This window comes from Rhabdonatronobacter sediminivivens, from assembly GCF_013415485.1.
Classification (GTDB): Bacteria; Pseudomonadota; Alphaproteobacteria; order Rhodobacterales; family Rhodobacteraceae; genus Rhabdonatronobacter; species Rhabdonatronobacter sediminivivens.
Genome location: NZ_JACBXS010000004.1, coordinates 23,037 through 40,760, shown reverse-complemented (window position 1 = coordinate 40,760; position 17,724 = coordinate 23,037). Strand labels below are relative to the sequence as shown.

16 protein-coding genes are annotated in these 17,724 nt (G+C 65.6%); 4 read left to right on the top strand and 12 right to left on the bottom strand.

Translation table 11 applies throughout. The annotated features are described in order from the left end of the window. Positions 1–110: 110 nt before the first annotated feature. Entirely contained in the window at positions 111–866 is a 756-nt protein-coding gene (locus tag HUK65_RS02655; protein WP_179904582.1) for a class II aldolase and adducin N-terminal domain-containing protein, read from the bottom strand. 396 nt (positions 867–1,262) lie between these two features. Here HUK65_RS02655 and HUK65_RS02650 point away from each other — a divergent pair, with 396 nt between their 5' ends. Continuing rightward, positions 1,263–2,291 carry a TRAP transporter substrate-binding protein gene (locus HUK65_RS02650; protein ID WP_327787020.1) on the top strand — a complete coding sequence of 343 codons (1,029 nt, stop codon included), beginning with the start codon at positions 1,263–1,265 and terminating at the stop codon, positions 2,289–2,291. Between the two features lie 84 nt (positions 2,292–2,375). Here the strand turns inward: HUK65_RS02650 and HUK65_RS02645 are convergent, their stop codons facing one another. From HUK65_RS02645 to HUK65_RS02630, 4 genes are all read right to left on the bottom strand, one after another. Continuing rightward, positions 2,376–3,545: an alpha-hydroxy acid oxidase gene (locus HUK65_RS02645; protein WP_179904581.1), complete on the bottom strand. Its 1,170-nt coding sequence runs from the start codon at positions 3,543–3,545 to the stop codon at positions 2,376–2,378. 158 nt (positions 3,546–3,703) lie between these two features. After that, positions 3,704–3,961: a hypothetical protein gene (locus tag HUK65_RS02640; protein ID WP_179904580.1), complete on the bottom strand. Its 258-nt coding sequence runs from the start codon at positions 3,959–3,961 to the stop codon at positions 3,704–3,706. A gap of 214 nt (positions 3,962–4,175) precedes the next feature. Further along, positions 4,176–5,108, bottom strand: coding sequence for a pirin family protein (locus tag HUK65_RS02635; RefSeq protein ID WP_179904579.1), 933 nt, complete (start codon positions 5,106–5,108; stop codon positions 4,176–4,178). Between the two features lie 25 nt (positions 5,109–5,133). Beyond that, a complete protein-coding gene (locus tag HUK65_RS02630; protein ID WP_179904578.1) occupies positions 5,134–5,286 on the bottom strand; it encodes a hypothetical protein in 153 nt (50 codons plus the stop codon). On the opposite strand from HUK65_RS02630, the gene HUK65_RS02625 reads away from it, so the two are divergent. Beyond that, a complete protein-coding gene (locus HUK65_RS02625) occupies positions 5,280–6,812 on the top strand; it encodes a VOC family protein (protein ID WP_179904577.1) in 1,533 nt (510 codons plus the stop codon). The two genes, HUK65_RS02630 and HUK65_RS02625, sit on opposite strands and share 7 nt — an antisense overlap. A gap of 56 nt (positions 6,813–6,868) precedes the next feature. On the opposite strand, the gene HUK65_RS02620 is transcribed toward HUK65_RS02625, so the two are convergent. After that, on the bottom strand, positions 6,869–7,411 hold the full coding sequence (locus HUK65_RS02620) for an NADPH-dependent FMN reductase (RefSeq protein ID WP_179904576.1): 543 nt from the start codon (positions 7,409–7,411) through the stop codon (positions 6,869–6,871). Between the two features lie 97 nt (positions 7,412–7,508). Then, on the bottom strand, positions 7,509–8,450 hold the full coding sequence (locus tag HUK65_RS02615; protein WP_179904575.1) for a ring-cleaving dioxygenase: 942 nt from the start codon (positions 8,448–8,450) through the stop codon (positions 7,509–7,511). 30 nt (positions 8,451–8,480) lie between these two features. On the opposite strand from HUK65_RS02615, the gene HUK65_RS02610 reads away from it, so the two are divergent. After that, a complete protein-coding gene (locus HUK65_RS02610) occupies positions 8,481–9,491 on the top strand; it encodes a LysR family transcriptional regulator (protein WP_327787019.1) in 1,011 nt (336 codons plus the stop codon). A gap of 132 nt (positions 9,492–9,623) precedes the next feature. On the opposite strand, the gene HUK65_RS02605 is transcribed toward HUK65_RS02610, so the two are convergent. The 5 genes from HUK65_RS02605 to HUK65_RS02585 form a co-directional block, all read right to left on the bottom strand. Beyond that, positions 9,624–10,634 carry an ABC transporter ATP-binding protein gene (locus tag HUK65_RS02605; RefSeq protein ID WP_179904574.1) on the bottom strand — a complete coding sequence of 337 codons (1,011 nt, stop codon included), beginning with the start codon at positions 10,632–10,634 and terminating at the stop codon, positions 9,624–9,626. Then, entirely contained in the window at positions 10,627–11,625 is a 999-nt protein-coding gene (locus tag HUK65_RS02600; protein WP_179904573.1) for an ABC transporter ATP-binding protein, read from the bottom strand. The genes HUK65_RS02605 and HUK65_RS02600 overlap by 8 nt, the downstream gene beginning before the upstream one ends. Continuing rightward, entirely contained in the window at positions 11,625–12,566 is a 942-nt protein-coding gene (locus HUK65_RS02595) for an ABC transporter permease (RefSeq protein WP_179904572.1), read from the bottom strand. The genes HUK65_RS02600 and HUK65_RS02595 overlap by 1 nt, the downstream gene beginning before the upstream one ends. Positions 12,567–12,576: 10 nt before the next feature. Further along, positions 12,577–13,563 (bottom strand): ABC transporter permease, encoded by a 987-nt coding sequence (locus HUK65_RS02590; RefSeq protein ID WP_179904571.1) that lies wholly within the window; start codon positions 13,561–13,563, stop codon positions 12,577–12,579. Between the two features lie 100 nt (positions 13,564–13,663). Next, positions 13,664–15,256: an ABC transporter substrate-binding protein gene (locus HUK65_RS02585; RefSeq protein ID WP_407692407.1), complete on the bottom strand. Its 1,593-nt coding sequence runs from the start codon at positions 15,254–15,256 to the stop codon at positions 13,664–13,666. A 291-nt stretch (positions 15,257–15,547) separates the two neighbouring features. On the opposite strand from HUK65_RS02585, the gene HUK65_RS02580 reads away from it, so the two are divergent. Then, positions 15,548–17,218, top strand: coding sequence for a BCCT family transporter (locus tag HUK65_RS02580; RefSeq protein WP_235441727.1), 1,671 nt, complete (start codon positions 15,548–15,550; stop codon positions 17,216–17,218). The last annotated feature ends 506 nt before the right edge of the window (positions 17,219–17,724 follow it).

Genomic DNA, 17,724 nt, shown 5'->3' with positions numbered 1-17,724 from the left:
TAAGCCCGCGTGGGAGCGGATGCAAGGCATCATCCCCAAGGCGCGCGCGGGCGCGGGATCCCCACAGGCGCGCGCGGGGGCGGCGGATGGGGCCGGTGCCGGGCGGCGTTTCAGTTGGCGTAATCGTCGCCTTCGTCGTCAAGAATGGCCATGAGTTCGGCCAGGTGCCGGTCACCCTGTCCGGGATAGTCTTCCAGCTCCTGCGCTGTCTTCTCGGCCACCTCATGGCTGAGGATGCGCAGCGGCTGACCGGTTTGCAGCGCGCGGATGTAGGTCTCGGCGGCGCGTTCGAAGTAATACATCCGGTTGAAACAATCGGCCACGCTGTCGCCAAGGACCAGCACGCCGTGATTGCCCATGATCATGACCTGCTTGCGCGGGTCCTGCAACTGCGCGGCGCAGCGCTCGCCTTCGTCTTCCATCGCCAGCCCGCCATAATGATCGTCGATCACATAGCGGTTGTAGAAGGTTGCGCAGTTCTGATCGATCGGGGGCAGGGTGCTGTCGGCCAGGCTGGCCAGAACGGTTGCATGCATGGAATGCACATGCATGACGCAGCGATGATGCGGGCACCGCCGGTGGACGGACCCGTGCAGGCCCCACGCGGTGATGTCGGGGGCATCGGGGTGGTTCAGCGCCTCGGGGTCATTGGCGTCAAGCAGAAGCAGGTCGCTGGCTTTCACGCGGCTGAAATGGACCTGATTCGGGTTCATGAGGAACTGCGTGCCGCTTTCGTTCACGGCCAGGCTGAAGTGATTGGCCACCGCTTCATGCATGTTCAGCCGCGCCGTCCACCGGAACGCTGCGGCGAGTTGCACGCGCTCCTGCCAGTGGTCCATGTTGGGTTGCAATCTGGTGACGGACATTGGGGCGACCCTTTGCTGGTTTCGACAGGCTGCGCAGGCAACCGCAAGTTTTGCGCACCTAACCACGCCATGGCGTCCGGCACAATGTCGCGTTGCCCCGGGCCGGTGGCGAGGGGGTGTTGCCCCCCCTTGTGGCGCATGCGGGCTGCGTCACCATGCCGATGGCTGATCCGTGGGCTGCCTGCGCCGCCCCGGGTCAAATGCCGTTTCGGGCGTGTTTTGTGGCAAGATATCTGGACAGTCCGGGCATAATCTATACCACATGCACGGGTGGGAGGAGTTGCGAAAGCAGCCGCGCACGGCCAGGGCCGGGGCGCTGTGCATTGGCGCCCCTCCTGCGCAAGCAACTGATCCCGTTCCGCACTTTGGGATCACATAACCTGAGGGGGGAGTCCCGTGAAAAAATTCCTGACCACCACAGCACTCTGTGCCGCCATGGCCGCGCCAGCCGCGCAGGCGCAAGAGACATGGAACATGCAATCCACCTATCCCGGGTCGCTCACGCAGCTGGGCACGCTGGGGGTGCGCACCGCAGAGCATATCACACGGATCACCGATGGCGCGATAACGGTGGAGTTCCATGAGCCGGGCGGTATCGTTCCGGCACTTGAAGTGTTTGACGCGGTGGGCACGGGTGCAGTCGAAGCCGGCTGGTCCACACCCGGTTTCTGGGCGGGCCGCGTGCCGGCGCTGCAGCTGCTGGCCTCGGTGCCGTTTGGCCCGCAGGCGGGCGAATACCTGGCCTGGGTCAAGTTCGGCGGCGGCAGGGAGCTGTTTGACGAGCTGTGGGAGCCGCATAACGTCAAGTCGATCCATTGCGCCATCATCGCCCCCGAGGCCGCAGGCTGGTTCCGGCAGCCGATCGAGACGGTCGAGGATTTCGAAGGCCTGACCATGCGGTTCTTTGGCCTGGGCGCGCTGGTCATGGAAAAGATGGGCGTGTCCACCCAGCTTCTGGCACCCGGCGACATCTTCCCCGCGCTGGAACTGGGCGCCATCGACGGCGCCGAATTCTCGATGCCGGCCATCGACCTCAACCTGGGTTTCTATCAGGTGGCGCAGCACTATTACTTCCCCGGCTGGCACCAGCAATCGACCCTGCTGGACCTGATGATCAACCTGGATGTGTGGGAAAGCCTGGACGAAAGCACCCAGTTCAAGATCGAAACCGTGTGCAATGCGAATATCGCCTATGGTCTGGCCGAGGGCGAGGCGCTTCAATACGGCGCCATCGCCGAGCTTGAAGAGCGCGGCGTCACCATCCACACCTTCTCGGACGAGATCCTGGAAGCGCTGGAAGCCGCGTGGCTGGAAGTCGCCGATGAACAGGCCGCAGCAGATCCCGATTTCGCGCGCGTCTATGAAAGCTACAGCGCCTTCCGCGAAAACTACAGCCGCTGGGGTGAGCTTGGCTACCTGCGTTGAGCAACCCTTGATGCTGATCTGATCCAGACACCGGGCCGCGCAGCCAGCGCGCGGCCCGCCCGCCATCCCGGCTGCGGGGACGGCTCAGAGCGTCACGGTCGGATCGTCAAAGCCCTGCGGGATGATCAGGTTGTCGGGGCCAAGGTCATGGACATCGCGCGCACCGCAGAGCGCCATGGTGGTGTCCAGTTCCTTGTGGATCACCTGCAATGCCCGTGTCACCCCCTCTTCGCCCATCGCCCCCAGGCCATAGGTGAACGCCCGGCCGATATGGGTGGCGCGCGCGCCCAGCGACAGGGCCTTGAGCACATCCTGCCCGGAGCGGATGCCGCCGTCCATATGCACCTCGACCCGGTCGCCCACCGCATCGACGATCTGCGGCAGCATGCGGATGGAACTCATCGCCCCGTCAAGCTGCCGTCCGCCGTGGTTGGAGACGATGATCGCATCGACGCCCAGATCGGCGGCCTTGATCGCATCCTCGACATCAAGGATGCCCTTCAGGATCAGCTTGCCGCCCCACATGTCCCGGAACTGCGCCACGCGGTCCCAGTCCAGCGTCTCGTCAAAGGCCTCGGCGGTCCAGGCAGAGATCGACCCCGGGTCGGTCACCCCCTTGGCATGGCCCACCACATTGCCGAAGGCGCGCCGTTTCGTGCCCAGCATGCCCAGGCCCCATTGCACCTTGGTCATGATGTTGGCCAGGTTCCTCAGGGTCAGCCTGGGCGGTGCGGACAGCCCGTTGTGCAGGTCCTTGTGGCGCTGGCCCAGCACCTGCAGGTCCAGCGTGATGACAATCGCCGCGCATTGCGCCGCGCGCGCCCGGTCGAACAGGCGGCGCATGAAGTCTTCATCCTTGAGCGTATAGACCTGAAACCAGAACGGGCGCGTGGTGTGTTCGGCCACATCCTCGATCGAACAGATCGACAGCAGGGACAGCGTGTAGGGCACGCCGAATTTTTCAGCCGCGCGGGCGGCCTTGATCTCCCCGTCCGCGCATTGCATCCCCGTCAGCCCCACCGGCGCAAGCGCCACGGGCATGGCGGCATCCTGTCCGATCATGGTGGTTCTGGTGGAACGGTTCGACATGTCCACCGCCACGCGCTGGCGCAGGCGCAGATGTTTGAAATCGCCGGTATTGGCGCGCAGCGTCTGTTCGCTCCAGGACCCGCTTTCCACGAAATCGCAGAACATGCGCGGCGTGCGGCGTTGATAGAGGCGGCGCAGATCCTCGATTTCGGCGATGACGGACATGGGTTGTTCCTGCACAGGGAGAGGTCCCGGAGGCTTACTGACCACGCCGATCACTTACAACCGGGTTTCTTCCGGCGGTGCCCGGCCGGGCGGCGACTGCGGCATGGCTGAACGGCCCATGCTGCGGCAGTTGCGGCCCGGGCGTTGGAATACGGGGGTCAGAGGCGCCGGATGGCGGTGCCAAAGCCGGTGACATTGACAGCCTTTGGCCCGAAATCCACCTGGAACTGACACCCCGCGACCATGTCGGCGCCAAGCTCCTGCGCCCACAGGCGCAGCCCGTCGCGGCAGGCCGCCATGGCCTCGCCCAGGTCGGGTTCGTTCAGGAACCCCCTGGCAGAGACACCGACCGCGGCAACGGTTTCGATCACCTCATGCGGGTCCTGCGGCGGGTATGTGGTCAGCTGGATGGTCATGGGGTGGTGGCCGCCGCGTCCTGCCCGCGCCTGCGGGCCGGTCCGGCGTTCGGCGCGGCTGCAAAGGCGCGGGGCAATGTCATCGGAACGCTCGTTCGTCCCCGCCGCCGCCGCTCATGCCGTGCCTGCCCGACAGCGCTGCGGCTCTTGCCGCGATGCCACATCTCGAACGCCGTCACGTCCGGGCGCAAGGGCCGTCGCTCCCCCGGCGCGCTCATGGCAGCGGAATATGTTCGTCCCGGTCCTGGGGGGGCAGATCGAACAGCCCCTGTCCCCATCTGGCCGCGCGCCATTCCTCCTTCGCGGCCTCGATCCGCTCGCGCGAGGAGGCGACGAAATTCCACCAGATATGGCGCGGCCCGTTCAGCGTGGCACCGCCCAAGGCCATCAGCCGCGCGCCCTGTTCGCCCGCGCGCACGGTGATCCTGTCGCCGGGGCGAAAGACCATCATGCGCCCGGCCTCGAACACCTCGCCCGCGATCTCGACCCGGCCCGAGGTGATGTAGAGGCCGCGATCTTCATGGTCATCGGGCAAGGGAAAGCGCGCGCCGGGCTCCAGCAGGACATCCAGATAGAATGTTTCGGAATACATGGTGGCCGGGGCCCTGGCGCCATAGGCCGTGCCCAGGATCAGCCGCGCCTTGATGCCGGTGTCGATGATCTCGGGCAGATTGCCTGCGCCGTGATGTTCGAAGAACGGGGCGTCATCCTCGCGGTCCTCGGGCAGGGCGATCCAGGTCTGGATGCCGAACAGGCTGGACGGGCTGTGCCGGGTCAGTTGCGGGGTGCGTTCGGAATGGGTCACGCCGCGACCGGCCATCATCCAGTTCAGCGCGCCGGGGCGGATGATCTGGTCGGCGCCGGTGCTGTCCAGGTGATGGAACTCCCCCTGATAGAGATATGTCACCGTGCCCAGTCCGATATGCGGATGCGGGCGCACATCGATGCCCTGGCCGGTCAGGAATTCCGCAGGCCCCGCCTGGTCGAAGAAGATGAACGGCCCCACCATCTGGCGCTTGGGGGCGGGCAGGGCGCGGCGCACCTCGAACCCGCCGATATCGCGCGCGCGGGGGACGATCAGCGTTTCAATGGCATCCACCCCCACATCATCGGGGCATCCGGGGTCCAGGGTCGGGTTCCAGCTCATCGCATCCTCCTGTTTGGCCGCCAGCCTATGGGGTGGTGGCGGATGCGGCAAGCAAAGCCTGTTCGCCCGCGCCGAACACGGCATTCGCCCGATCCGCGGTCGTGATGCGCAGCGGCGATCCCCATATCCGCGCCTGAACCGGCGCATGCGCCACAGAACGGAGGATCTTCCATGCCATCCGGGATTCACCACCTGACCGCGATCACGGCGCGGGTGCAGGCCAATGTCGATTTCTACGCGGGCTTTCTGGGCCTGAAGCTGGTCAAGCAGACGGCCGGCTTTGCCGATGGTGAACAGTTGCATTTGTTCTATGGCGATGCGGCGGGCAGTCCCGGCAGCCTGATCTCCTTTCTGGTGTGGGAGGCGGGCGCGCGCGGGCGCAGCGGTCACGGGCAGGTTCTGGAGCTTGCCCTTGCCGTGCCGCCCGCCAGCATCGGCGACTGGCTGGCCCGCGCGCTGCAGGCGCAGATCCCGGTCGAAGGCCCTGCGCGTGAATTCGGCGAGCCGGTCCTGCGCCTGCGCGACCCGGACGGGATCATTGTCAAGCTGGTGGGCGCAGAGCTTCCCGCCGTGGCCCCGCTGCCGGAACCGGGCGCACCAACGCGCCTGCGGTCTGTGACCCTGCTGAGCGCGCAGCGCGCCGCATCAACCGCATTCCTTGCGCGGTTCGGGTATCGCCCCGGCCCGGTGGACGGGCCCGTGCAGCGCATGGTGTCGGATACCGATGTGATCGACCTGCGCGATGGCAGCGGTTTCGTGCCTGCAATCCCCGGGACGGGGATGATCGACCATGTGGCCTTTCGCGCGCGTGATGCAGAGGCCCTGCGCGCCATGCGGCGTGATCTGGGCCGCGCGCAGGGGCTGACCGAAGTGCATGACCGGCGCTACTTCCTGTCGCTCTATGTCCGCGACCCTGGCGGGCATCTGGTCGAGTATGCCACTGATGGGCCGGGCCTTGCCGTGGATGAGGCGCCCGAGGCGCTTGGCCAGACCCTGCTTTTCCCGCCGCATGACGCTGCCCACGCGCAGGATCTGCGCGTGATGCTGCCCCAGTTCGCCCGCCCCGGCGCGGCCCGAAGGCCCCTGCGGGATCTGCCCTTCATCCACCGGTTTCACACCCCGGAGGATCCTGACGGGTCGGTCATCGTGCTTCTGCACGGCTCCGGCGGGTCAGAGGCCGATCTGATGCCGCTGGCCCATCGCATCGCCCCGCGCGCGACCCTGCTGGGCCTGCGCGGGCGCTCCACCGAAGAGGGGATCAACCGCTGGTTTCGGCGCCATGATGCCGGATCCTTCGATCAGGCCGATATCCGGGCCGAGGCTGCGGCGTTCAAGGGGTTCATGGAGCGCGCGGTCCAGAGCTACGGGCTGGATGCCGGGCGCCTCAGCTATCTGGGCTATTCCAACGGCGCGAACCTTCTGGGGGCCGTGATGCTGCTGTATCCGGGGCTGGTGGCGCGGGCGATCCTGCTGCGCGGCATTGCCGTTCTGGAGGATATGCCAAAGCCCGATCTGGCCGGGACCGAGGTGCTGCTGCTGTCCGGTGCGCAGGACCCCTTTGCCCCGATGGCCGCAGCGCTGGAGGCCAGCTTGCGCCAAAGCGGGGCGGCCCTGGACGCGCGGACCCTGCCTGCAGGCCATGAAATCGGGGCGGCGGATACGGAGCTTGCGAAAGCCTGGCTGGACGCGCAAGTGGCGGGTTGAGGGACCCCCGGCAAAACGCTCCCCGTCCGCGTGAACGGGCGGGGAGCGTCACACCGTCAGAGGACCTTTGCAAACCCCTCCATGAAGGTGGCCAGCCGGTCGCGGCTGGCGCTGTCGGTCAGGTTTCCCTCGGCATCGAACAGATCGCCCGCGCGGGATACCATCAAGCGCCCTTCGGCCCAGAAATCGGCCTTCAGGGTGCGCAGCACCGGCAGCCAGTGATCCTGCGCCATGATCGTGCCGAACCCGCCGGGCGATGCGCCGATCAGCGCCACCGGCTTGCCTGCCCACATCCGCAATCCCGGCCCGCGTGACATCCAGTCGATGGCATTCTTGAACACGCCGGGAATGCCGTTGTTGTATTCCGGTGTGACCAGCAGCACCCCGTCGGCGGCCTGAAGCTGCGCCTGCAGCTCTTCCACGGCGGGGGGCAGGCCCTGCGCCTTTTCCAGGTCGCCATCATACAGCGGCACATCACGGATCGAACCGATCTGGACCCTTGTGCCCTCTGGCGTCAGTTCGGCGGCCGCGCGCAGCAAGCCTGCATTGAGCGATGCGCGCCGCAGGCTGCCGCTCAGGCCAAGGAGTGTTTTCGGCATCGGGTATATCCTTTCGATGGTGTTCGGAGGGGCATTGCCCCGGCGCGGGGCGGTGTGCCTGGCGCAGGGGCAATGCCTGCAGCGGGATGCTTTGCGCTCATTCCAGCGGTTTCAATGCGGCCTCGATCGCGGCGCGGCGCGGTTCCAGGAACGGCGGCAGCGACAGCGCCTCGCCCATGGTCTCGAAGGGTTCATCCACCGCAAAGCCGGGCCCGTCGGTCGCCAGTTCGAACAGGTTGCCGCCCGGTTCGCGGAAGTAGAGGCTGCGGAAATAGAAGCGCTCCACCTCGCCCGAGCTGGGCATGCGCAGGGCGTTCAGCCGGGCGGCCCAGGCGCCGAGTGCGGCCTTGTCCGGCACCCGGAAGGCGACATGATGCACCGCACCCGCGCCCTGCTGCGCCATGGGCAGGCCGGGTTGCACGGCCACATGCACCTCGGCCGCTGGCCCGCCTGCACCCATCGCATAGACCTGCACATGGCCGGTGCCATCGGGGCTGGCGTAATCGCGCACCGCGCGCATGTTCATCAGGCGTGTCAGCACGGCCTCGGTCGGGGCCAGTTGCGGCACCGAAAGGGTGATCGGCCCCAGCCCGCGGATCTGATGCGCATCGGGGACCGGGCTGCGGTGCCAGGGATGCGCCGGGCCGGGGGTGTCTGCGGTAAGGCGAAAGCGCTGGCCCTCTGGGTCCTCGAACTCCAGCGTGGCGCGGCCATCTAGCTGCGTGATCCCGCCCCGGGTCAGCCCGGCGTCCTGCAGGCGACCGGCCCAATAGTCCAGACTGTCCTCGGCCACGCGCAGGCCCGTGCGGCTGATGGCATGGGTGCCGCGCCGTTCGCGCCCCACGGGCCAGTCAAAGAAGGTCAGATCGGTGCCGGGGTTGCCCGCGCCATCGGCAAAGAACAGGTGATAGGCGGATGTGTCATCCTGATTGACGGTCTTTTTCACCCGCCGCAACCCCAGGGTTTCGGTATAGAAGCGGTTGTTGCCGGGGGCATCGGCGGTGATGGCGGTCAGATGATGAATGCCGGTCAGGTCCATGAGGGGCCTCCTTTCGTTACCCTTCATATGGTGGGCACGCGGCGATTGTGCAGCGCCCCCGGCGGCAACCCGGTGTTCGAGATTGCCGAACGGCAGGGGCGGGGATATCCTGACACCATGCGCTACACGCTGGATGAGATCGAGACCTTTCTGACAGTGATGGAGCTTGGCACCGTCACCGCTGCAGCCGCGCATCTGAACCTGTCGAAATCCGTGGTCAGCAAGCGCATTTCCGATCTGGAACGCGCGTTGCAGGCGGCGCTGTTCCTGCGCAATGCGGGCCGCGTCACGCCAACTGAGGCGGCCCTGCGGCTGGCCGAGGCGTTGCGCCCGGCGCTTGGCGCGTTGACGGCGGCGACCGAAAGCGCATCCTGGGGGATGGACGGGACCGCCCCCTTGCGCGGGCGGCTGTCCATCACCGCGCCGATGAGTTTCGGCATCTTGTTCCTCAGCCCCATCCTTGCGCGTTTCGCGCAGGCGCATCCGGCGCTGGAGTTGCGGATCGACTATGACGACCGCGCCCGCGATCTGGTCCGCGACGGGTTCGATCTGGCGCTGCGCATCGGTGACCCCCGCGACAGCGCCCTGATCGGCAAGACGGTCTGCACCGACCGGATGGTCGCCTGTGCCAGCCCGGCGTATCTGGCGCGTCATGGCCACCCGGCGACACCCGCCGATCTGGCGCAGCATCAGGTGCTGAGTTACAGCCACCTGCCGGACGGGCAATTGTGGCAGTTCGAAAACGACGGAAAGCTTGCGCCCGCGCCCGTGCGCAGTCGGCTGACCCTGAACAACGGCGAGGCCATGCGCGATTTCGCCCGGGCCGGGTTGGGGCTGGCCATGCTGCCCGGCTTCATCGTTGCGCAATCCATCGCCGAGGGCAGCCTGAAACCGGTGCTGACAGACCACCCCACGCGAAAGATGGCGGTCCTGGCCCTGTGGCCGCCGATTTCCCCCATGCCCGCCAAACTGCGCGCCCTGATCGACCATCTGGCCCTGGAACTGGCAGGCGGGCGTCCCTGGGCGGGTCAGGACGGCTGACCATTGCCGGCGGCTTCTCGCTGCCGCCCCGCCGATGGGGTCATCCCTGCAGGGACGCAAACCCGGCCCCAGGGCGTTCGCTGACCCGCCGATCCACCATTCACTGCGTCTGATCCATCATGCCAGCCTGCGTCAGGCGGTGGTTTCGCGGGGCTTCTGACCCTCGGGCGTCAGCAGATGGCATGCGGCCTGCCCGCTGGCGGTGGGAATGGCATCCGGGCGCTGCTTGCGGCAGATGTCCATCACATGCGGGCAACGCGGGTGAAAGGCACAGCCCGGGGGCGGGGCGATCGGGTTCGGGATTTCACCGGTGACAGGGGTGCGCCTGCGCCCGGAGAGTGCCAGGTCGGGGACGGCATCCAGCAGCAACCGGGTATAGGGGTGCTGGGGATCGATGAACAGCCGCTTGGCATCCGAAATTTCGACCAGCCGCCCCAGATACAGGACCCCGATGCGCGTGGACATATGCCGCACCACGCTCAGATCATGGCTGATCAGCAGATAGGTCAGGCCGAATTCATCCTGCAGGTCCCGCATCAGGTTCAGGATCTGCGCCTGAACCGAGACATCCAGCGCCGATGTCGGTTCATCGCAGACGATGAATTCGGGCCTGGACGACAGCGCGCGGGCGATGGCGATGCGCTGGCGCTGGCCGCCGGAAAACTCATGCGGGAATTTCTCGGCATCGGCGGCTGACAGCCCCACCAGATCAAGCAGACGCCCCACTTCGCGCGTGACCTCTGCGCCCTTGAGAAGCCCGAAGGTGTGGATCGGTTCCGCGATGATATCCCCCACCCGCCAGCGCGGGTTGAGGCTGGCAAACGGGTCCTGAAAGATCATCTGGAAGCGGCGGCGCAGCGCGCGCATGGCCGCGCCCGAAGCGAAATCCATCACCTTGCCGTCAAAGCGGATTTCGCCCGCCGATGGTTCCAGCAGGCCCACGATCATCTTGGCGATGGTGGATTTGCCCGACCCGGATTCGCCCACCAGCGCAAAGGTCTCGCCCTTGCGGATATCGAAGCTGACATCGGCGGTGGCGGTCAGGTATTGCCGGTCCTCGCGCTCGATCACGCGGTTGAGCCAGGGCTTGGAGACGTCAAAGCGCCGTGTCAGCCCTTGGACCGAAAGAAGCACGTCAGACATCCTGCGCCTCCGTGTCATAGAGCCAGCAGGCGACCTGGCGATCCCCCCCGCGCGCGATCAGCTCCGGGCGCTCGGCCCGGCAACGTTCAAAGGCATGGGTGCAGCGCGGGTTGAACGCGCAGCCCTGCGCGATCGCGTTCAGCCGGGGCATGGAGCCGGGGATCTGGGTCAGCCGCTCGGCGGTCTGGGTCAGGGTCGGAATGGAGCCCATCAGGCCCACGGTATAGGGGTGTTCGGCGGCCTGGATCACATCGCGCACCGGGCCGATTTCCGCCAGCCGCCCGGCATAGAGCACCGCCACCCGGTCCGCCGTTTCGGCAATCACCCCCATGTCATGGGTGATCAACATGACCGAGGCGCCCCGCTCGGCGCAGATTTCCTTGAGCACATCGATGATCTGCGCCTGGACCGAGACATCCAGCGCCGTGGTCGGTTCATCGGCGATGACCAGTTCCGGCTCGGCCGCAAGCGCCAGCGCGATCACCACCCGCTGCCGCATCCCCCCCGAGAAATGATGCGGGTAATCGTCAATGCGCCGCGCCGCCGCCGGGATGCCGACGCGGTCCAGCAGGGCCACGGCGCGGGCGCGGGCCTCTTTCTCGGATACATCCATATGCGTGCGGATGGTTTCGATCAGCTGTTCGGCCACCGTATACAGCGGGTTGAGGCTGGTCAGCGGGTCCTGAAACACCATGCCGATGCGGCGGCCCCGTATGCGGCGCATCTTCTCGCGCGGCAGATTGTCGATGCGTTCACCGCGCAGCCAGATTTCGCCCGAGGCCACACGGCCCGGCGGCTCCAGCAACCCGATGATCGCCGCCCCGGTCAGAGATTTCCCCGCCCCGGATTCGCCGACCATGCCCAGAACCTCGCCTTCGGAAATATCAAAGGACACCTTGTCCAGCGCGCGCAGGGTGCCGCGGCGGGTGGGGAATTCCACCACCAGATCGCGGACGGACAGAAGCGGGGGCTTGTTGGGCAGGGGGGCCATCAGCGCAACCTCGGGTTCAGGGCATCGCGCAGCCAATCCCCCAGCAGGTTGACCGAGAGCGCCAGCGCCAGAAGCGTGATCGACGGGAAGAGGAGAATCCACCATTCCCCCGAGAACAGGAACCCCTGACCGATGCGGATCAGCGTGCCAAGCGAGGGTTGGGTGGAGGGCACGCCAACCCCAAGGAAGGACAGGGTGGCCTCGGCAATGATGGCGAGGGCAAGGCCGATGGTTGCGATGACCAGCACCGGCCCCATCACATTGGGCAGGATATGCCGGATCAGGATCTTGGCCGGATGCGCGCCGATCACGCGCGCAGCCTGCACATATTCCTTGTTCTTTTCCACCATCGTGGCGCCGCGCACCACGCGGGCATATTGCACCCAGTCCGAGAGCCCGATGGCCACGATCAGCACCCAGATCGCCATCGCCTCGCGATAGGCGGGGGGAATGAAGCCGCGCGCCACGCCAAAGATCAGAAGCGCCAGCAGGATCGAGGGGAAGGTGAGCTGCACATCCGCAACCCGCATCAAGAGGCTGTCCAGCCATCCGCCGCGATAGCCCGCGATCAGCCCCAGCGTGATCCCCAGCACCATGGCGAACAGCACCGCCATGAACCCCACGAACAGCGATATCCGCGCACCATAAAGGATGGTCGAGAACACATCGCGGCCCTGATTGTCGGTGCCCAGCCAGTAGACATTGCCGGTAAAGGCATTGGGCTCCATCGGCGGGGTGAACCCGTCCATCAGGTCCAGCGAGGCCGGGTTGAACGGGTCATGCGGCGCGATCCAGGGCGCGAAGACCGCGGCAAGGATGATCAGGATCGAGACAAAGGCTGCGATCACGGCCAGCGGCGAGTGGCGGAAGGACCAGGCAATATCGCTGTCCCAGGCGCGGGCCAGGGCATTGGGGCGGTTCCCGGGGGTGAAATCGGCCATGTCTGCCTCCTCAGTGCCGGGTATTGGCGCGGTCCACCCGCAGGCGCGGGTCCACGGCGTAATACAAAAGGTCAACGATCAGGTTGATGACCACGAACACCAGCGCGATCAGCATCAGATAGGCGGCCATCACCGGCACATCGACGAAGCGCACCGAATTGATGAACAGCGCCCCCACGCCCGGCCATTGGAACACGGTTTCGGTGATGATGGAAAAGGCGATGATGCTGCCCAGCTGCAGGCCCGTGATGGTGATGACCGGCACCAAGGTATTCTTCAGCGCATGGCCGAAATGGACGGCGCGGTTGGACAGCCCGCGCGCGCGGGCGAACTTGATGTAATCGGTGCGCAGGACTTCCAGCATCTCGGCGCGCACCAGCCGCATGATCAGCGTCATCTGATACAGGCCCAGCGTGATCGCCGGCAGGATCAGCGAGGCCCGCCCGCTTTCGGTCAGAAGCCCGGTGCGCCACCAGTTTCCGATATAGACGGTCTCCCCCCGACCGAATGACGGCAGCCACTGCAACTCGACCGCGAAGACCCAGATCAGCAGCACCCCGATGAGAAAGGTCGGCAGGGACACCCCGATCAATGAGGCGGTCATGATTGTGCCCGACAGCCAGTTGCCCCGGTTCAGCGCCGTATAGACGCCAAACCCCACCCCGAAGACGAAGGCCGCCACCCCCGAGACCAGCGCCAGCTCCAGCGTGGCGGGCAGGCGTGACAGGATCAGCTCCATCACCGGTTGCTGCAGGCGGTATGAGATGCCGAAATCCCCGGTCGCCGCGCGGGTCACGAATTTGGCGAACTGCACCACGAACGGGTCATTCAGGCCCAACGCCTCGCGCATCTCGGCGCGTTCGGCCAGGGTGGTTTCCTGCCCCACCATCGAGGCGATGGGATCGCCCACGAAGCGAAACAGCGCAAAGGCCACCAGCGCCACGGTCAGCATCACGATGACGGATTGCACCAGTCGGCGCAGAATGAAGGCTAGCATGTCAGACCCCGCATAGACAGCAGAAACGGTCAGCAATTCTGCCCTAATCAAAGGACCCGCGCGAGCTATCCCGCGCGGGCCGAATGGTCAAGACCTTCGATCAGTCGAACGTCACGGTGGTCATGCGCGGCTGGTTCTCCGGGTGGACATCCAGATTGATGCCATCGCGCATGGCATAGGCCAGAACCTGGTTGTGCACGTTGAGGAAGATGCGTTCCTCCATCACCTCGTCCCAGATCTCGGCGATCAGGGCATCGCGCTCTTCCAGGTCGGTCATGGTGGCCAGCGCCTGGATTTTCTCGTCCAGTTCCGGGTTGGAATAGCGCGAGCCGTTGAACGAACCGTAGCTGCCTTCACGCGAGTGCACCAGGAAGTCGAACACATACTGGCTGTCAAAGGTCGGAACCCCCCAGCCCAGCAGGTAGAAATCGGTTTCCCAGTTCTCGATCAGCGGGAAGTGCAGCGACCGGGTCTGCGCGTTCAGGTCAACCTGGATGTTGATCCGGGCCAGCATCCCCACCAGCGCCTGACAGATGGATTCATCGTTCAGGTAGCGGTCATTGGGACAATCGAGCTGCACCGAAAACCCGTCCGGATACCCGGCTTCGGCCATCAGCTCGCCCGCGCGGGCCAGATCGGGGTCGCCAAAGGCGTGCATGTCCTCGGTCCAGCCATTCACGAAGGGGGGCAGCGGGGCGGCCGAGGGCTGGCTTTCGCCGCGCATCACCACCTGCTGGATGGCGTTGCGGTCGATCGCCAGCGACATGGCCTCGCGCACCTCGGGGCTGGCGAAGGGGTTGCCGTCGGCATTGGACGAGGCCAGCGAGTCGGACGTCATGTCATAGCTGAAGAAGATGTTGCGGTTTTCCGGGCCGCGCACCACGCTGATGCCATCCGTCTGTTCCAGCCGCGCGATATCCTGCACCGGCACGTCCTGCACGATATCCACCTCGCCCGACAGCAACGCGGCCACGCGGGTCGCGGCTTCGGTGATCGGGGTATAGATGATCTCGGTCACTTCGGGGGCATCGGCCCAGTGGTCTTCGAAGGCGCGCAGAACGGTGCGCACTTCGGGGTCACGTTCGACCAGCATGTAGGGGCCGGTGCCATTGGTGTTGCGCACCGAATGGGCTTCTTCCCCGGCGGCGAAATTCGGCGAGGTTTCAACGCCATTTGCCTCGGCCCAGGCCTTGGACATGATGAAGGTGTTGGTCAGGTTCTGCACATAGAGCGGCGCGGGACCGGACATGCGCACATGCACAGTGGTGTCATCCACGGCGGTCACTTCCTCGACCGCGGCATGAAGCGCGGCCATGCCCGAAGGCGGCGTGCGCGCACGGTCCAGCGAGAAGACCACGTCTTCGACGGTCATGTCGCTGCCGTCATGGAATTTCACACCCTCGCGGATGGTAAAGACCCAGACGTTTTCGTCTTCTTCGCTGATGCCCCAGTCGGTGGCCAGACGCTGGGTCAGGCTGCCGTCATCGGCGCGGCCGACCAGAGTCTCGTAGATGTGATGGTTCAGCGTATGGGTCGGCCCTTCGTTCTGGCTGTGCGGGTCCATCGTCAGCGCGTCGCCCACGCGGGCCCAGCGGATCGTTTCGGCATCGGCGGTCACGCTGGTCAGTACAAGCGCCGCCGCAGCGGCACCCATCATCAGCCCGGCGCGCGCGGTGCGCAGGTTTGGCATCATGAACATGTCAGTCTCCCTGATCTGGTCATTCTCCGGTCAGGCCATGGTGGCAACCGTGAGACACTGCACAAAGTGTTCTTTCCTTTACCGCAGCGTGTCAAGATCAGAGCGGCGCAGCTGGCGTGGCGGCAGGGGCTGGGGCAGGGGCGGGGGGCTGCTTCACGCGATACCCCGGGGCATTTTTGACCCGCGCCCGCATCTGGCATATACCGCCGCGCATGACGGGATGCCTGGTGCATCAATCTGCAAACAAAAGGATATCCGTGGGGCCGGATGAGAGCAGCGTCCGAAATGATCCGCACCCTGTTGGGTGATGTCGGCAGTGTCTTTCGCGTATCGGCGGCGGTCATCGTGCTGTTTGTCGCTGCGGCGGCTGTTGCGCCCGGGGCTGTCGGGCAGGCGGCGCAATCGGTGCTTCAGGTGACGGCGACCAATCTGGGCTGGATGTATCTTCTGGTCATCACCGTCTTTGTCGGTTTCGTGCTGTTCCTGGGCCTGTCGAAATTCGGCGCCATCCGCCTTGGCGCCGAAGATGAGCCGGCGGAGTTCTCCTATTCCAGCTGGCTGGCGATGATCTTTTCGGCCGGCATGGGGGTCGGGCTGGTGTTCTGGGGCGTGGCCGAGCCCATGATGCATTACAACGCCCCGCCCATGGGCAGCGGCCTGCCGCGCACCGCCGATGCCGCGCAGACCGGGATGACCTATGCCTTCTTTCACTGGGGCCTGCATCAATGGGCGAATTTCGCCCTGGTGGGGCTTGCCATCGCCTATGTGCGCTTCCGCCACCACAGTTTCGGCCTGATCAGCGAAACCCTCAGGCCGGTTCTGGGGGACAGGGTGGAAACCGGCTGGGGCAAGGCCATCGATATCCTGACGGTCGTGTCCACCGTCTTTGGCGTGGCCACGACCCTGGGGCTCGGGGCGTTGCAGATCAACAGCGGGATATCGCGCCTGACCGATATTCCCTTCGGCTTTCCCGCGCAATTTGCCATTCTTGCGGGGATCGGCGGGTTGTTCATCCTCTCGGCCATGACCGCGCTCGACAAGGGGCTGCGGCTGCTGAGCAATCTCAACATGGTGCTGGCGGGGGCGCTGCTGATCGTCGTGCTGGCTTTTGGCCCCACCGCGTTCATCTTCGGCGTGATGACCCAGACGCTGGGGGAATACCTGGGCAATGTCGTGCAGATGAGCCTGGTGACCACACCGTTTTCCGATACCCGCTGGGTGGAACAATGGACGATGTTCTACTGGGCCTGGGGGCTGAGCTGGGCGCCTTTCGTGGGCAGCTTCATCGCGCGTATCTCGCGCGGGCGGACCATCCGCGAATTCGTTCTGGGCGTGATGATCGTGCCGGTGACGTTGAGCATGCTGTGGTTTTCGGTCTTTGGCGGTGCCTCCATCCATTTCGAGGTATTCGCCAATGCGGGCATTGCCGATGCCGTCGCCGCCGAGGTCCCCTCGGGCCTTTTCGTCATGCTTGAACAGCTTCCCCTCGGCGGGCTTCTGACGGCTGCGGCGATCATGCTGGTCTGCCTCTTCCTGATTACCTCGGCGGATGCGGCAACCTTCGTGCTGGGCATGTTCACCTCCAGGGGGGTGCTCAACCCCACAACCACCCTGCGGGTGTTATGGGCGGTGTTGCAGCTGATGATGGTTGTGGTGCTGCTGCTGACGGGCGGGCTGGAAAGCCTGCAGACCGTGTCGATCATCGCGGCATTTCCCTTCATGCTGCTGATGATCCTGATCGCGATTTCCCTGTATCGGGATCTGTCGCAGGAGATTGCCCTGAAGGCCGAAACCGACCGGCTGCTGACCATGCGCATCGAACGCCTGCTGCTGCGCGAGGATGAGCGCGAGGCCGCGCGGCAGGCCGAGGAAGACATCCACCCGACTGCGCCTGAGATGCCGCCATCCGTCGACGCTTCGGAAGATGAAGACGCGGAACCCGAGGGCAGGACCTGACCCGCGCGGGCCGCCGCGCCGGGGGCGCATCCCGCGCCTGTCTTGCCCCGATCCCCACCCTGTGCAGATGGCTATACGCCAAAGCCCCTCTGGCTGCACCCTCGCCAAGGCGTTGAACGGGCTTTCCTTCGGGGGATGGGTCGCTGTAAGGTGCGGGGTGAGGCGGATCGCCGACGCCCCCCCCTCCATCTGCCATGCCCCGCATACCCCAATTGGGGTAGATGCGCCCCGGATGCAGAGCATTCTCATGGTAAATATTAACGTTTGAGGGAAGAGCACCTTTTCCGCAGTTGTTCGAAGACGATCCCCTTGCAATGGTTTTGAGGATCCGCGGGCCTTGGTGCGCGCGGGCAATTTGAAGCAACGCTATACGACCGATCGCACGGCTTTCAGGACATGGCAGGCCGGTATTCCAGGCGTGCGCGCAGTACAGGCGCGTTCGACATTACCACACTGCGCCTGCCCCTGGTTTGGGCGGGTCTCCGCTCGGCTGCCCTGCGGGATGC

Coding starts and splice junctions, on each gene's coding strand:
- HUK65_RS02655 (WP_179904582.1), bottom strand. CDS start 866: ATGTCCGTCACCAGATTGCAACCCAACATGGACCACTGGCAGGAGCGC.
- HUK65_RS02645 (WP_179904581.1), bottom strand. CDS start 3,545: ATGTCCGTCATCGCCGAAATCGAGGATCTGCGCCGCCTCTATCAACGC.
- HUK65_RS02640 (WP_179904580.1), bottom strand. CDS start 3,961: ATGACCATCCAGCTGACCACATACCCGCCGCAGGACCCGCATGAGGTG.
- HUK65_RS02635 (WP_179904579.1), bottom strand. CDS start 5,108: ATGAGCTGGAACCCGACCCTGGACCCCGGATGCCCCGATGATGTGGGG.
- HUK65_RS02625 (WP_179904577.1), top strand. CDS start 5,280: ATGCCATCCGGGATTCACCACCTGACCGCGATCACGGCGCGGGTGCAG.
- HUK65_RS02630 (WP_179904578.1), bottom strand. CDS start 5,286: ATGGCATGGAAGATCCTCCGTTCTGTGGCGCATGCGCCGGTTCAGGCG.
- HUK65_RS02620 (WP_179904576.1), bottom strand. CDS start 7,411: ATGCCGAAAACACTCCTTGGCCTGAGCGGCAGCCTGCGGCGCGCATCG.
- HUK65_RS02615 (WP_179904575.1), bottom strand. CDS start 8,450: ATGGACCTGACCGGCATTCATCATCTGACCGCCATCACCGCCGATGCC.
- HUK65_RS02605 (WP_179904574.1), bottom strand. CDS start 10,634: ATGTCTGACGTGCTTCTTTCGGTCCAAGGGCTGACACGGCGCTTTGAC.
- HUK65_RS02600 (WP_179904573.1), bottom strand. CDS start 11,625: ATGGCCCCCCTGCCCAACAAGCCCCCGCTTCTGTCCGTCCGCGATCTG.
- HUK65_RS02595 (WP_179904572.1), bottom strand. CDS start 12,566: ATGGCCGATTTCACCCCCGGGAACCGCCCCAATGCCCTGGCCCGCGCC.
- HUK65_RS02590 (WP_179904571.1), bottom strand. CDS start 13,563: ATGCTAGCCTTCATTCTGCGCCGACTGGTGCAATCCGTCATCGTGATG.
- HUK65_RS02585 (WP_407692407.1), bottom strand. CDS start 15,256: ATGATGCCAAACCTGCGCACCGCGCGCGCCGGGCTGATGATGGGTGCC.
- HUK65_RS02580 (WP_235441727.1), top strand. CDS start 15,548: ATGATCCGCACCCTGTTGGGTGATGTCGGCAGTGTCTTTCGCGTATCG.